This window comes from Synechocystis sp. PCC 6803 substr. PCC-P (genome assembly GCF_000284455.1).
Lineage (GTDB): Bacteria > Cyanobacteriota > Cyanobacteriia > Cyanobacteriales > Microcystaceae > Synechocystis.
Window position 1 is genome coordinate 2,363,650 of record NC_017039.1, and the last position, 15,283, is coordinate 2,378,932.

At 50.7% G+C, this 15,283-nt stretch carries 10 protein-coding genes; 7 read left to right on the forward strand and 3 right to left on the reverse strand.

The window, feature by feature from the left end:
- Positions 1-108 precede the first annotated feature (108 nt).
- Together SYNPCCP_RS11075 and SYNPCCP_RS11080 are read left to right on the forward strand one after the other, a co-directional pair.
- Positions 109-3,360, forward strand: a complete 3,252-nt coding sequence (locus SYNPCCP_RS11075) for an efflux RND transporter permease subunit (protein WP_010873317.1) — start codon at positions 109-111, stop codon at positions 3,358-3,360.
- A gap of 100 nt (positions 3,361-3,460) precedes the next feature.
- A complete protein-coding gene (locus tag SYNPCCP_RS11080; RefSeq protein WP_010873318.1) occupies positions 3,461-4,825 on the forward strand; it encodes an NAD-dependent succinate-semialdehyde dehydrogenase in 1,365 nt (454 codons plus the stop codon).
- A gap of 171 nt (positions 4,826-4,996) precedes the next feature.
- On the opposite strand, the gene SYNPCCP_RS11085 is transcribed toward SYNPCCP_RS11080, so the two are convergent.
- The 3 genes from SYNPCCP_RS11085 to SYNPCCP_RS11095 all read right to left on the reverse strand — a co-directional run bounded on the left by SYNPCCP_RS11085 (position 4,997) and on the right by SYNPCCP_RS11095 (position 8,967).
- Positions 4,997-6,289 (reverse strand): PAS domain-containing sensor histidine kinase, encoded by a 1,293-nt coding sequence (locus SYNPCCP_RS11085; protein ID WP_010873319.1) that lies wholly within the window; start codon positions 6,287-6,289, stop codon positions 4,997-4,999.
- Between the two features lie 138 nt (positions 6,290-6,427).
- On the reverse strand, positions 6,428-7,408 hold the full coding sequence (accD, locus tag SYNPCCP_RS11090; RefSeq protein ID WP_010873320.1) for an acetyl-CoA carboxylase, carboxyltransferase subunit beta: 981 nt from the start codon (positions 7,406-7,408) through the stop codon (positions 6,428-6,430).
- 113 nt (positions 7,409-7,521) lie between these two features.
- Complete coding sequence (locus SYNPCCP_RS11095; protein ID WP_010873321.1) at positions 7,522-8,967, reverse strand: circularly permuted type 2 ATP-grasp protein; 1,446 nt, start codon at positions 8,965-8,967, stop codon at positions 7,522-7,524.
- Positions 8,968-9,246: 279 nt separating this feature from the next.
- Between SYNPCCP_RS11095 and SYNPCCP_RS11100 the strand changes: the two genes are divergently transcribed.
- The 5 genes from SYNPCCP_RS11100 to SYNPCCP_RS11120 all read left to right on the forward strand — a co-directional run bounded on the left by SYNPCCP_RS11100 (position 9,247) and on the right by SYNPCCP_RS11120 (position 15,274).
- Positions 9,247-9,627, forward strand: coding sequence for a hypothetical protein (locus SYNPCCP_RS11100; protein WP_010873322.1), 381 nt, complete (start codon positions 9,247-9,249; stop codon positions 9,625-9,627).
- Between the two features lie 90 nt (positions 9,628-9,717).
- Complete coding sequence (locus SYNPCCP_RS11105; RefSeq protein WP_010873323.1) at positions 9,718-11,223, forward strand: AAA family ATPase; 1,506 nt, start codon at positions 9,718-9,720, stop codon at positions 11,221-11,223.
- Between the two features lie 132 nt (positions 11,224-11,355).
- Positions 11,356-11,706 carry a DUF1257 domain-containing protein gene (locus SYNPCCP_RS11110; RefSeq protein ID WP_010873324.1) on the forward strand — a complete coding sequence of 117 codons (351 nt, stop codon included), beginning with the start codon at positions 11,356-11,358 and terminating at the stop codon, positions 11,704-11,706.
- A gap of 181 nt (positions 11,707-11,887) precedes the next feature.
- Complete coding sequence (locus SYNPCCP_RS11115) at positions 11,888-13,117, forward strand: hypothetical protein (RefSeq protein ID WP_010873325.1); 1,230 nt, start codon at positions 11,888-11,890, stop codon at positions 13,115-13,117.
- A gap of 42 nt (positions 13,118-13,159) precedes the next feature.
- Positions 13,160-15,274, forward strand: coding sequence for an acylase (locus SYNPCCP_RS11120; RefSeq protein ID WP_010873326.1), 2,115 nt, complete (start codon positions 13,160-13,162; stop codon positions 15,272-15,274).
- Positions 15,275-15,283 lie beyond the last annotated feature (9 nt).

The window sequence follows — 15,283 nt, forward strand, 5'->3', positions numbered from 1 at the left end:
GGACATTCCCGCCCCCGGCGATCGCCATGGGTAGGGGAAGCTTTTTTCCCCTGTTGCCGTCAATGGATTCCGTGAGTCCGGTTTACCTTTCCGCCGTCCCCCAGGTTTATGTTGCTGAGTATCTCCAACGTTTTCATCAAAAACCCCGTGCTGACTACGGTGTGCACCATCGTGATCATCCTCCTCGGGGCGATCGCCTTACCCCTCCTGCCCCTGGCCAAACTTCCAGACATGGCCCCCAAACAGGTGCAGGTAACCACCAACTATGTGGGCTCCGATGCCCAAACTGCAGTGGATAATGTCACCACTGTGCTAGAGCGGCAGATTAACGGTACGGAGCAAGTCATTTATATGAACTCCACCACCGACAACACTGGCACTAGCACCATCAACGTCTATTTCCCGGTGGAAATGGACCGCAACATTGCCCAGGTACTCGTCCAAAATAACGTGGCGATCGCCGCTTCCAGTTTGCCGGAAGTTGTCAACCGCCAGGGGGTAACGACCCAGACCCAATCCCCCTCTGTCACCATTGCCTATGGGGTTTACTCAGAAAACGATGACCAGGGCAAACCGATCTATGACGACATCTTTGTCAGTAACTTTGTTGACCGGGTGTTGCTGGATGAAATTAAACGGATTGACGGGGTGGGTTCGGCCATTTTAATTGGGGCTTCTGAATATGCCATGCGTTTTTGGCTAGACCCCGATGCCTTGGCCGCTAGGGACTTAACCGCGGCCGATGTTACCAACGCCATTCGGAGCCAAAACATTCAAGTGGGGGTAGGGGGGGTTAACCTGCCGCCGGTCACTGATCAACAACGTTTCCAAATTAATGCCCGGGCCCTGAGTCGCTTTACCACCCCGGAAGAAGCGGAACAAATTGTCGTCAAAGTGGGGGATGATGGTACTCTCATTCGTATTAAAGATGTGGGGAGGGCCACCATTGGTACCCAAAACTATATTCAAACTGCCCTGTTCAATAACGCCCCGGCAGTGGCATTTGTTATCTATCAACTGCCCGGTACCAATGCCCTAGACACGGCCAACATGGTCAAGGAAAAAATGGCGGAGTTACGGCCCCTATTTCCCCCTGGTCTAAATGCAGAGGTAGCTTTGGATAACACCCTGTTTGTGACGGCATCTTTGGAAGAAGCGGCCCTGACCCTAATTGAAGCCATTTTGCTGGTAATTTTAGTGATTTTTATCTTCCTACAAAATTGGCGTACTACCCTAATCCCAGCCCTGGCCATTCCCGTATCTTTGATTGGGGCCATGGCCTTTGCCCTAGCTTTTGGTTTTAGCTTGAACCAGTTGACCCTGTTTGGGGTAATTCTGGCCACTGGTCTCGTGGTGGATGACGGTATTTTGGTGGTGGAGGCGATCGAGGTAAAACTGGATCAAGGCATGAAGCCATTCCAGGCCGCCCTAGATGCCATGGGGGAACTAACGGGAGCCGTAATTTCCACCTCTTTGGTGTTGATGGCTGTGTTCATCCCTGTGACATTCTTCCCAGGTACTACGGGGATTGTTTATAAGCAATTTGCTGTAATTATGGCTTCGGCGGTAGCGGTATCTACTTTTAATGCCATCAGTTTTTCCCCTAGTATGTCCGCCATTTTAATGCGGCCCAAAAAAGAGGTCCATGGCCCCCTCGCTTGGTTTTTCAATCTTTTTAACCGCACCTTTGACTGGTTAAAGGAACGCTACGGCAATATTATCACGGCAATTTTAAAGGTCAGACTGCTGGCTATTCCCATTTTTATTGGCAGTTTAATCCTCACAGTAATTGTCTATAACATCACCCCCACTGGGTTTATTCCCGAAGAAGATCAGGGGTATTTTTTCATGTTGGGCAACTCCCCCGCCGGTGTGTCTATTGAGTACACTAAAGATGTGATTTCCCAAGCAACGGAAATTGTCTCCGCTCGCCCAGAGGTGGAACATGTGCTGGGTATGGGGGGCTTTAGCTTTTTAGGCAATGACAGTAGTAAATCCCTCTTTTTCGTCAAGCTGAAAAATTGGGACGAACGCCCCGGGCAAAAGGGGTCTGTGTTCGGTCTGTTGGCAGAAATTAACCGAGAGTTAGCTCAAAAAATTCCCGATGCCCAGGTGTTTGCCGTTAATGCTCCCCCGGTGGACGGCCTTAGTAGCACAGGGGGTCTGGATTTTTACATCCAAAACCGGGGTGGTATGCCCCTGGAAAATTTCTTGGACTATGTCCAGCAATATATGGAAAAGCTGCGCCAGGAACCGGCTCTCAATCCCCGTACGGTTTTTACCCAATTTACCTTTAATGCTCCCTTGTTAGAAATTGGGGTGGATCGGGAAAAGGCCAATGCCCAAAATGTTGATATTTCGGAGGTGTTCAACACCATTGGTATTTACATGGGGTCTAGCTATATCAACCAATTTGTGATGGAAAGCCGGCTTTATCAGGTGTATGCCATGGCCGATGGGCAATTCCGTTCTAATCCCCGGGATATTGGTCGCCTTTATGTCCGTTCCCGCACTGGGGCTTTAGTTCAGCTCAGCAATTTAATTGATGTTAAACAAACCACCTATCCCCCGATTCTGACCAATTTCAATATTTATCCGGCGGTGGATGTCCAGGCTTCTCCGGCGGCGGGCTACAGTACGGGGCAAGCCATGGCAACCATGGAAAGGTTGTCTAAGGAGATGTTCCCCGATTCCATTGGTTATGCCTGGTATGGTACGGGCTATGAAGAATTGCAATCGGCGGGGGCGGCTCCGATCATTTTTGGTTTAGCCTTCATCATGGTGTTCCTGGTACTCTCAGCCCAGTACGAAAGTTACGTGGATCCCGCCATTATCATGATGACTGTTCCCCTAGCTATTCTCGGGGCGATCGGGGCGATTTTACTGCGGGCCAACTTTATGGTAGCCACCAACATGGTTTGGCCCACGGTAAACAACAATGTTTACGCCCAGGTAGCCTTGGTTATGTTAATTGGTCTAGCTAGTAAAAACGCCATTTTGATTGTGGAATTTGGTAATCAGGCTATGGATTTGGGCATGAAAATTCCCCAGGCGGCGGCTTTTGCGGCCAAGGAAAGGATGCGACCGATTCTGATGACCGCCATTTCCGGGCTGGTGGGTTTTTGGCCCTTGGTAATTGCTTCTGGGGCGGGGGCGATGAGCCGCTGGTCCTTGGGAACGGCTATTTTTGGTGGTTATCTAATTTCCACCATTCTTAGTTTGTTCCTAGTGCCGGTGCTCTATACCCTTGTCAAAGAGGCTGAGGCTCGCTTTTTGAAGGGGGAGAAAGGGGAAGGTGATTCTAATCCACCCCCTCCCTCCGGGGAAGATAATGGGGAGCCTGTTAATAACCCCAGCTAGCAAGATTGGGGGCCAGCAACCTAGACTAGAAAGTGAAGCCAATGGCTTTGGGGCAACTTAAACTCTGGAATTTTCCAGCTTGAGGGGGAGGCATTAACCCATGGCGATCGCCACTATTAATCCGGCCACGGGCCAAACGGTGCAGACTTTCATCGCCCATAGTCAGGTGGAAGTTAATGCCAAGTTGGATTTGGCCCAGGAAACATTCCAAAGTTTTCGCCATTTACCTTTTGCTCAACGGGGGCAATGGTTAAGAAAGGCGGCGGATATCCTCGAACAACGGCGGGATGAATGGGCCGCCCTGATGACCCTGGAAATGGGCAAATCGATCCCACAGGCGATCGCCGAAGTGAATAAATGTGCCCTGGTCTGTCGTTTTTATGCGGACAAAGCCGAGGAATACTTAGCCGATGAAGTGGTGACCACCGATGCTAGCCAGAGTTTCATTGCTTACCAGCCCCTGGGGGTAATTTTGGCGGTGATGCCCTGGAATTTCCCCTTTTGGCAGGTGTTTCGTTTTGCGGCCCCAGCTCTGATGGCCGGTAATGTGGGTCTGCTCAAACACGCTTCCAATGTGCCCCAATGTGCGTTGGCGATCGCCGAAATTTTCCAAACCGCCGGGTTTCCCGAAGGAGCGTTTCAAACCCTATTGATTGGAGGCAAAGTGGCCAGTGAGTTGATGGCCGACGACCGCATCCAAGCAGGAACTTTAACCGGTAGTGAACCCGCTGGAGCTAGTTTCGCCAGCGCCGCCGCAGGGCAAATTAAAAAAACCGTGTTGGAATTGGGCGGTTCCGATCCCTTCATCGTCCTCGAAGATGCGGATTTAGACCAAGCCCTAAAAGTAGCTGTGCCAGCCCGGATGCAAAACAACGGCCAATCTTGCATTGCCGCTAAAAGATTCATTGTCCAAGCCAGTGTTGCTGAGGAATTTTTCCAACGTTTAACCAAAGCATTCCAAGCTCTTAAAGTAGGAGATCCCAGCCTCTCAACCACCGATATTGGGCCCCTAGCTACCCCTGATATTTTGGCGGACATTGTTGCGCAAGTAGAACAAACCATTGCTGCTGGAGCCCACTGTCGTTGTGGCGGCCAAGCCCTAGACCAACCGGGAAATTACTATCCTCCCACCCTGCTCACCGACGTTCCCCCCAACGCCCCTACCTACCGTCAGGAATTTTTTGGCCCCGTGGCCCTCGGATTTACTGTCGATAATTTAGAGGAGGCGATCGCCTTGGCCAATGACATTCCCTTTGGGTTGGGGGCCAGTGCATGGACAACTAACCCGGAAAATCAACAAAAACTAATCCGGGGCATAGAAGCCGGGGCTGTATTCATTAACGGTATGACTAAATCTGACCCCCGCATTCCCTTTGGAGGCATCAAGCGCTCTGGCTTTGGGCGGGAACTTGGCCGCATGGGCATTTTAGAATTTGTCAATGCTAAAACCGTTTGGATTGCTTAGTCCGCCACCATTTTAAAATTATCGCTCTTCTATTCAGTGTAGGCGGTAAAGTCTATGGGAACTTCCAGTTTAAGGGCTGTCCCGTTAAATATGGCTTCGAGTTTTTGAAGCATAATTTTCTAACGTCTGTGGATTTTTTTAAGCATAGCTTGACCTTCTGTTGGTCGAATTCTAGGGATTTTCATCCATATTCGGTTCATAGGGCAGCTCAATGGTGAACATTGCTCCCCCAGTTTCATGGTTAGCTGCGGTTAAATTTCCCCTGTGGGCCAGGACAATTTCCTTGGCGATCGCCAAACCCAGGCCACTGCCATGGCGTTGACTATCGGGATGTAGGCGAGCACGGGAACTATCACCCCGATAAAGTCGCTCAAAAATGTAGGGTAAATCCCTTGGTTGAAATCCTAGGCCTTGATCCCTAATAATCATGGTGATCCCTTCTGTGCCTTGATGACCCTGCACAAAAATAGTCCCTTCCGGTGGGCTATATTTCAGCGTATTGTCCAAAATATTCATCAATACCTGCATCAGACGATCGCCATCCCCCTCTAGGTTCAACTTGGTTGGCCCTTGGTAATCCAGGGTGATATTTTTTACCACGGCGATCGGGGTTAATCGCTCCCAGGTAATGGCGAGTAAATGGCGTAAATTAATCGGTTCTGGCTCGAGGTAAAGATTGGGATTAGCGGTTATTTGGGTTAAATGGAGCCAACTTTCCACCAAATTCTGCAAACGAGAAATCTCCTTCAACAACCGTTCGGCCCAGTCCCCATCTTCAGCGGGCAGTCGAGCCTGTAAACGTTCCGCAATCAAAGCCACCGCTGTTAAAGGGGTTCGTAACTCGTGGGCCAGATCGGAAAAAGCTTGATCCCTACCCTGGCGCAGGGCCGCTAAAGTTTGGCGATTTTCCACAAATACAGCCACTTTGCCTTCTTTGAGGGGAAATCCCGATCCCCTGAGAAGAATCGACTCTGGTGTTAGTGGGCGGTGATTGCCCCAACCTTCCATGGCGGCGGTGAGGGGAGGAAAAAATGACCATTCCCGAGTCTGGTTAGTTTGGGTTTGCCGGGTACACTCAATTAATTGATCCAATTCGTAGGAGCGAATAAACTCCAAAAAAAGCCTGCGTTCCCCCGGTTGCCAATAACGGATATGTAGCAAACTTTCAGCCGCAGGATTACACCATTCCAAATTATTTTCCTGATCGATTAATAAATAACCGAGGGGAGAAAGGGACATTACTCCCCGCCAATGGGCAATGGTATCTAGATATTCCGCACAGAGATCATTTAAGTGATTAATTTCTCGCCGCACCAGGGACACAAGGGACAGGGAATGGGAAACTTCCTGGGTATCCGGCAGCCCAGTGAGCAATTTTTTAATTTTATTATTGAGCCGAAACCGTTCGATCGCCCCGATGCCAAAACCAATTGCCCCGCCGATCGCCAATGTAATTATTTCCATGTTCTAGCAGTTGCCTAGTCCGGAGCAGCATTTTTTCCACCAGCGATGATAGCAATTATCATCAAGTACAGCTAATAGCTAATGCGAACCCATTGAATTCTAGTCTTTTTAAGCTGAATCGCCATCAGTAGATACTTTTTAACCATCTTGATTGACGGAAATTTGATTATCCACCGCCAGGGCCGTATGGCTGAGCACTAACTCTGGGTTCACCTGATTGGAGTCAGCATTGAGGGGGGGCAAAATGGGATAAAAGGGTTGATGTAGGCTAATCAACTGAGCCAAAGTCCTTTTCAGTTGGGGACGGGGCACAATGGCATCGACAAAACCGTGGTGTAGTAAATATTCGGAAGTTTGAAAATCGTCGGGTAACTTTTCCCGCAATGTTTGCTCAATCACTCGCCGCCCCGCAAAACCGATGGTGGCTTTGGGTTCCGCTAAAATCAAATCCCCCAACATGGCAAAGCTGGCAGTCACCCCGCCAGTGGTGGGATGGGTGAGCACAGGGATGTAAAGTAACTTTTGCTCCCGATGGTTTTGCAAAGCTCCAGAAATTTTGGCCATTTGCATTAGGCTCAGCATGCCTTCCTGCATTCTGGCTCCACCGGAGGCACAAATAATTACCACGGGCAATCTTTCCAAAGTGGCGTACTCAATTAGGCGGCATAGTTTTTCCCCTACCACGGAGCCCATACTACCGCCCATAAACCGGAAATCCATTACCCCCAAGGCGATCGGTAGACCGTCAAGGCGACCGTGGCCAGTTTGCACTGCGTCCGTCAAATCTGTTGCTTTTTGGGTATCGCGGATGCGGTCTTTATAGGATTTGCGGTCTTTAAATTTGAGGGGATCGGTGGGCCGCAAATGTTCATTGATGGGTTGCCAGGTCTTGGCGTCAATCAACTGGCGAATCCGCTCGTCACTGTCCACCCGGAGATGGTGCCCACATTCGACACACACCATCCAATTGCCCTGCAGATCCTTGGTGTAGGTCAACACACCGCAGGCCGGGCACTTAGTCCAGAGACCATCGGCCACCTCCCTTTCCTGGGGGGATTGGGGCTGGAGCACTGGGGGCTCAGCTTTTTCACGGTTGGCAAACCAATCAAATAGAGACATATTTGTTCGGGGACAGTGGCGATCGCCGGGGTAATCCAGAATACATTCGCCATTCTACCAAGATCGTTGACCCCGCTTTGGCGATCGCCGGGTTGTCAGGGCTACAAAAGCCATTATTGCGTGGAACCTTGCAACACCCAGGTATCCTTACTGCCGCCGCCCTGGGAAGAGTTGACCACCAAGGAACCTTTGCGGAGGGCAACCCTAGTCAAGCCACCGGGATGGACATAAATTTCATCGCCCCGGTTAAGGATATAGGGACGGAGATCCACATGACGACCCTCCACCTGATCGCCGATCAAAGTGGGTACTCGGGAAAGATTTAGCACCGGTTGGGCAATGTAGTTACGGGGATTATGGCGAATGCGTTCGGCAAACTGGGCCCTTTCCTGGGGGCTGGCACTGGGGCCCATCAACATACCGTATCCCCCAGCTTCGTTGGCGGATTTGACCACCAATTCCGCCAGATGATCCAGCACATAATTTCTATCTTCTTCTCGCCAGCAAAGATAAGTGGGCACATTGGCCAAGAGGGGTTCTTCCTTGAGATAGTAATTAATCATCTCTGGCACATAGGCATAGATGACCTTATCATCCGCCACGCCCGTGCCGGGAGCATTGGCCAGGGCCACCCGCCCTTGGCGATACACTTCCATCAACCCTGGTACTCCCAGAAGGGAGTCTGGCCGAAACACCTCTGGGTCAATGAAATCATCATCCAGACGGCGATAGACCACATCCACCCGTTGTAAACCCTTGGTGGTACGCATTTGTAGATAGCCATCGGCCACCACTAAATCCCGACCTTCCACCAACTCCACCCCCATTTGTTGAGCCAGGAAGGAATGCTCAAAGTAAGCAGAATTATTAATACCAGGGGTTAACACCACCACCACCGGGGCGGCTAAGTGGGGCGGAGCCAGGTTCAGCAAAGTTTCCAGTAATTGGCTGGGGTAACTGTCCACCGGTTGGATGGGAATAGTTTGGAACATATCGGGAAAAGTGCTTTTCATTACCCGCCGATTTTCCAAGACGTAGGAAATGCCGGAGGGCACCCGCAGGTTATCTTCCAGCACAAACCATTTACCTGCGCCATCCCGCACTAAATCAGTGCCAGTGATATGACACCACACTCCGGCGGGGGGCTTGATACCAATGCAGGGCTTCAGAAAACCACTGGCGGATTCAACAATGTCCAGGGGCACAATGCCGTCTTTAACAATATTTTGGGGGCCGTAAATGTCGGTCAAAAAACAGTTCAGAGCTTTGATGCGCTGTTTCAAACCTTTTTCGAGCGATCGCCATTCGGCTTCGGCAATGATGCGGGGAATAATATCTACGGGGAAAATACGCTCCACTCCCTGGTCATCGTTGTAAACCCGAAAAGTGACCCCTAGGTTAAAAAGGGCAATTTGGGCCGTTTCGTGGTGTTGCCTGAGAATTTCCGGCGATAACTGCCCCATCCAGTCGATGAGGGGAGCCGCCTGGGGTCGGGGTTGTCCTGGGGCGAAAAAAAGTTCGTCGTAGAAATTGCCTGGGTCGTAGCTCTGAAGTTGCATGGTTCCCCATCGATGGTGGTCTAGGCTTGGGCCATGGTGCCATTGGTGATCAGTTTTTGGCTATTTGCAGAGTGAAAGTGTTTTGCCAACTCCAGTCGCTAACCCTTGGCCACGGTCCCATTATTCAGCTTGGAAGGAAACGGGGGCAGCGGTTGTAATTGAAGCGACAATTTCCTGGGTAATTTGGCTTTTGTAACAAAATATTACAAAAATGCAGGCATAGTGGCTTAATGGCTTGACAGGATAGTGGCGCGTGATTAAATTGGGGTACTATACCCGATGGGTAACCTAATCATTAGTGATATGCAGGACAAGCAAAAGGTCACACTTTATATGCCGCCGGGCATCCATCGGCAACTCCGAATTCGCTCAGCCATTGACGCTGAATCTATGTCGGCGATCGTAGAACGGGCCATTGATTTTTACCTCAAGCACCCGGACAAGGTCGAAGCCGAAGAAAAGTCCGCCTATGGCAAAACCCATCAAGTACATATCTGCCCCGAATGCGACGCTGCCATGGTGATGCGGGACGGACAGATGATGTCCCTGAAGGATCAGCCCAGTGTCCTGAACGACAACGAAGAGTCTTCCCTACCTCTGGTGGAGGATGCTCCGGCAACCGCCGATGTTGATGGGGAAAAGATGCTGATTCCCTGCTAAGTCGACCAACATTTCAGTTGGCCCTAGGCAAAATCATTCACATCGATTTCCTGTTCATTCCTTTCCTTCCCTCAATTTTTGGTCGAACCCATGCAAGAAGAGCTGAGTGTACTGCTGAAAGCTCAATACCCCCTGATTTATCTCGTTACTTCTGAGGAAGAACGGGCTGAGCAAGCGGTGTACCGCATCGTTCAGGAGGTCACCCGGCACCAGCGGCTATTTGTTTGGACTGTGACCCATGGCTTCCGGGAATACGGCGTTGCCCAACAGAAAACCCACCACAATACCATCTCCCCTGAGGCGGCGATTGAGTGGGTGGTGCGCCAGGAACCGGGCATTTTCATTTTCAAAGACCTCCATCCTTTCATCTCGTCTCCGGCGGTGACCCGGTGGTTACGGGAGGCGATCGCCAGCTTTAAGGGCACAGAAAAGGCGATCATACTCATGTCTCCCTACCAGGAAACCCCCATTGAACTGGAAAAGGATGTGGTGGTGTTGGATTTTGCCCTGCCCGATTTGGTTACCCTCGATGGGGTGCTGGGGCAACAGTTGGGTAAGTCTCGCCATGCCCTGGGAGAAGATTCCCGGGAAAAACTCCTTAAGGCAGCCCTGGGATTAACCAAAGATGAGGCGGAAAAAGTCTACCGCAAAGCCTACGTCAAAGCAGGCCAGTTAACCGAAGGGGAGGTGGAAATTGTCCTCTCCGAGAAAAAGCAGTTAATCCGCCGCAACGGCATCCTTGATTACATTGAGGAGGATGAAACCATCCGGGCCGTAGGGGGATTGGAGGAACTGAAAAAATGGTTAACCCAACGCTCCGACGCTTTTACGGAAAGGGCCCGGGAGTACGGTTTGCCCCAACCCAAGGGCATGCTGATCCTGGGGGTGCCCGGTTGCGGTAAATCCCTCATTGCCAAAACCACTTCCCGGCTTTGGGGTTTGCCCCTCCTACGCCTGGATATGGGGCGGGTCTACGACGGTTCCATGGTGGGGCGATCGGAAGCTAATCTCCGCAACGCCTTGAAAACCGCCGAGTCCATTTCTCCAGCTATTTTGTTCATTGATGAATTGGACAAAGCCTTTGCCGGGGGAGCCGGTTCCGGGGATTCCGACGGCGGTACCTCCAGCCGCATCTTTGGTAGTTTCCTCACCTGGATGCAGGAAAAAACTTCCCCTGTATTCGTTATGGCTACGGCCAACCGGGTCGATCGCCTGCCAGGGGAATTTCTCCGCAAGGGACGGTTTGATGAGATTTTTTTCGTTGACCTACCTTCTTCCGAAGAGCGGGAAGCCATTTTCCGCATTCACCTCCATAAACGGCGCAAAGACACTTCCCGTTTTGACCTGGGGGAATTGGCCCGCACCTCCGACGGTTTTTCCGGAGCAGAGATTGAGCAGGCGATCGTAGCGGCTATGTACGAAGCCTTTGCCCAAGAAAGAGAATTTAACCAGCTCGACATTATCGCAGCGATCAAATCGACGTTGCCCCTGTCGCGCACTATGGTAGAGCAGGTCACCGCGCTTCGTGACTGGGCCCGACAAAGGGCTCGGCCTGCCTCCGCTTCTGTGGCTGAATATCAGCGACTGGAGTTCTAACAAGCTTTCTCCTGTTCCCGCAGGAGCAAAGACTAACCGTTGGGTTAGTAGTTTAAGATAAGCCGTTTTGATGGCGGCATTTCCCACTTCTCAATTGTTGTTGTTGACTTTTTTCTCTGGAGGAAATCCACCATGTCTCATTTCAGCACTCTCCGTACTAAGATCACGAACGCTGAAGTTTTAACATCTTCCCTCAATGACCTCGGTATCACCACCAAGACCGAAGCTGATGTGCGGGGCTACAATGGCCAACGCATCCGGGCTGACATTGTAGCCGTTTTGGATGGTGACTACGATTTAGGCTGGTCCCGCAACAGTGATGGTTCCTTCGACTTGATCGCTGATCTTTGGGGTGTGGCTAAAAAGCATAATCAGACTGAGTTGATCAATTCCATCAACCAGAAGTATGCCGTTAACCAAACCTTGGCCGAGGTAAAACAACGGGGCTTACAAAACGCCAACGTGAAGTTAGTCGTCCACTAAACTGCATCCCTTTGTTTCTGCAAAACGATTAGGATTTTTGGTGCGTTCCCAAGCCTCTTCTGGTAGCTGTCTTGATTGCAGGACGGCTGCTTTTTTCTGTCCATATTCCGTTAAGCTTGGGTATGGGCTGGTTCCATTGTCTTATTGATTAAGACGGTTTTTTGGTCTTTTTTTTGCTCCCATGTCTATTCCCCCTAGTGCTCTGGCTGATGTAGCCCACTATCTTGAAGAACAGGATGAGGGGCAAAGGATAAAAAAGTTACTCTTTTGTTTGTCGAAAAAATACTGGGAAAATGATCCCAATGTGCTCGACAGTAATGGTTTGGACGCCCTACTAATGGAGTTGGTAGTACAAAAACCAACGATCGAACAATTTACCTTTTCCCTCTATAAGCTAGTCAAAACCCTCAACCGCCCTAAGGTTTATGCGGCGGTGGCTAAAACCATACTGGACCAGTTGGGGCCAATTTATACGGCCTATGGAAAAACAGCTATACCAGAAGATGTTAAGGGCGAGGATGGGGCGATCGCCGCGATGCCCATGGAAACTGAAACCCCAGCTCCCATACATAGGGTGGTGGATCCCCAATACGTGGCCACCCAAGTGGCTCACATTCTGGTGCAGCATCGGGAACAAGCCCGTATTCAAAAGTTAATTTTTGCTGTGGCCCGGGGTTATTGGGAAAACAATCTCCAGGCGATCGAACAGGTGGGGCTAGCCAACTTATTGTTGGAGTTGCGGCAACGTTATCCTACCCCTGGTCAGTTACAGGAAGGCTTTAGTCAGATTGTCAACAACATCAACAAAACTACTTTCTATCTGGCGATCGCCAGGTTAATTCTGGAGCAAATGCAGGGCTTGTATGACAGTGGCCCTGGGTCGGAAGAACAATCGTCGCCATCCCACCAGGCAACCCAAGCAAATTTGATGGCGTCTGACTCTCCTAGCCCGGCGGAAAGCCAACTCAAATCCCTGGCCACATCCATCGTTGATTTTGACGCGTTGCCCATTCCCGCTCCTCCCCCCAGGCCCCGCCCAAGTGAACCAATTCTGACGGTGTTGGGGGCGGTGGTCCCCTCTCCTCCGGGTACCCCCCTCCAAGCCCACACTGAGAAGAAGGAATACAACCTGTTTGAGATCCGCTCAGAGATTATGCAATATACCAATCCCTTGCGGGCAAAAGTTTTACTTTTTTCGGTGTTGTTCCAAAGTTGGGACGAACATAACCCAGACTGGAGTTTAGTGCGTAGTTATGCCCTAGATGACCTAGTAGAGCAACTTATCCTGAGTCGTAGGCGGCCCAACGAGGTGGAAATTAAGCTCAATGCCTTGGCGAACCAAATGTTTGACCAGGAGGAATATCAACAAACCGCCCAAACTCTGATCAAAATTATTAAACCCCTATTGTAGTTTCGTTTAGAATTGAACCGCCAACGGAGATTTTCAGGACCAATGCTGGTGCAAATACGGGGTAAATTACGGCGGGGCGTAGGACTGGTATTACTATTCGTTCTCACAGTGGGGTTGGGCATTGGTAACCCAGTGTGGGCCAATGGTAAAACGGAAATTTTTTGGGATAGCTGGGGAGTACCCCATATTTTTGCTGCCAATGAAACCAAGTTAATGGAGGCTTTTGGTTGGGCCCAGGCCCGGGGCCACGGAGATTTACTCCTCACCTTGTATGGGGAAGCAAGGGGCAAAGGAGCGGAATATTGGGGCATTGATTACCTTGACAATGATCAGTATGTCCATACGATGAATATCCCTCGGCGATCGGAGGTGTGGTTAAATGCCCAAACCCCAGCCATGCGCCGTGATCTGGAAAGTTTTGCCCAGGGTATCAATAATTATTTCCAACAACATCCCGATTTCAGTCAGCCCAGTTTGCGCCAGGTATTGCCCATCACAGCCCAGGATGTGGTGGCCCATGTACAGAGATTATTACTGTTTGAGTTTGTTACTAATCCCCAAGCCGTTGCTAGCCTCGCAGGACAAATACCAGAAGCTAACGTACCCATTGCCTCCAATGCCTGGGCGATCGCCCCTAAGCAAACTGAATCAGGCCATGGGCTATTACTAATCAATCCCCATTTACCCTGGGGGGGGCAATTTCGTTTAACGGAGGCCCAATTGGTGGCCCCTGGCATGGATCTGACCGGGGCGGCCTTTGTGGGAACTCCTGTGCCGGCCATGGGTTTTAACAATGATTTGGGCTGGAGCTTAACAGTCAATTATCCCCATAACGTGGGCAAATATGCCCTTACTTTGGCAGAAGGGGGCTATGAATGGGACGGGGAAGTTAAATCCTTCGATCGCCGTAATAATCAAGTCAAAATTCTCCAGGGCAATGGCAGTTACCAAACTTTGCAATGGGAAGCCCTAGAAAGTGTGACGGGCATTGTGGTGGCCCAGCGGGGAGGCAATGCTTACACCCTCAAAATTCCTGGTTTGGACCGCAGTGGGGCCATCAGTCAGTTTTTGCACATGGGTAAAGCCAAAACCCTAGAACAGTTTGAAGCGGCTTGGCAAAAGCAACAAATTCCCATGTTCAATGTGCTCTACAGCGATCGCCAGGGCAATATTTTTTATCTATACAATACTTTGACCCCTATCAGGGAAGGCAGTTGGCAAGATTGGGACCGTCTGCAGCCGATTAACCGCAGTGCCGATTTAAACTCTGATTACTACATCTATGAACAATTGCCCAAGCTAACGAACCCCGCCAGTGGTTGGCTCCAAAACAGCAATGATCCCCCCTGGACCAGCACCTTTCCCCCGGAGTTGGATGCGGCGGATTATCCTCCCAGTCTGGCCGCGCCGGATCTAAGCTTTGCTCCTTCTTTGCTGCGTACCCAACGGTCAATTAAATTGCTGAAAAATAACTCTTCCCTAACTTTTGAGCAGTTTAAGCAAAAAGTCTTTGACAGCCAGATGGAATTAGGCGATCGCATTGTGCCTCTACTGGTGTCGGCCGCTAAAGTCTTGGCTAACCCCATTGGTATTGAAGCGGCGGAAGTGCTCCAGGCCTGGGACAAACAGGCTAACCCCGATAGTAGGGGAGCGGTATTGTTTATGCTCTGGGCCCTGACCATTGGCGCAGATAAAGTTTTGGGCGGTCAATGGAATCCCGCTGACCCCCTCAATACCCCCAGCGGCATGGCGGACATTAACAAGTTCATGGCGGTGCTGGAAGGGGTGGCGGCCCAGGTGAAATTTCTCTACGATGATTTGGCGATCAGTTGGGGAGAAGTAGTGCAAATGCAGGTCGGGAATTTTACTGCTCCTGCCAACGGTGCTCCCAGTAACCTAGGCAGTTTTCGGGTCTTGGCCCTCAGCACCATTGCCAACCAAAGATTTCAAGCAGTGGCCGGAGATAGTTACCTGAGCTTAGTGGAATTTGCCGATCGCCCCCGGGGCCAGAGTATTTTGGTCTATGGCAATGCCAGCCAGCCCGATTCCCCCCATAACGGTGACCAGTTGGAACTTTACAGTAAAAATCAACTGCGACCGGTGTGGCGATCGCCAAGGGAAATCAAGGCCCATCTGGAAAAGGAAGAAATTCTCTAAAACTGGGAA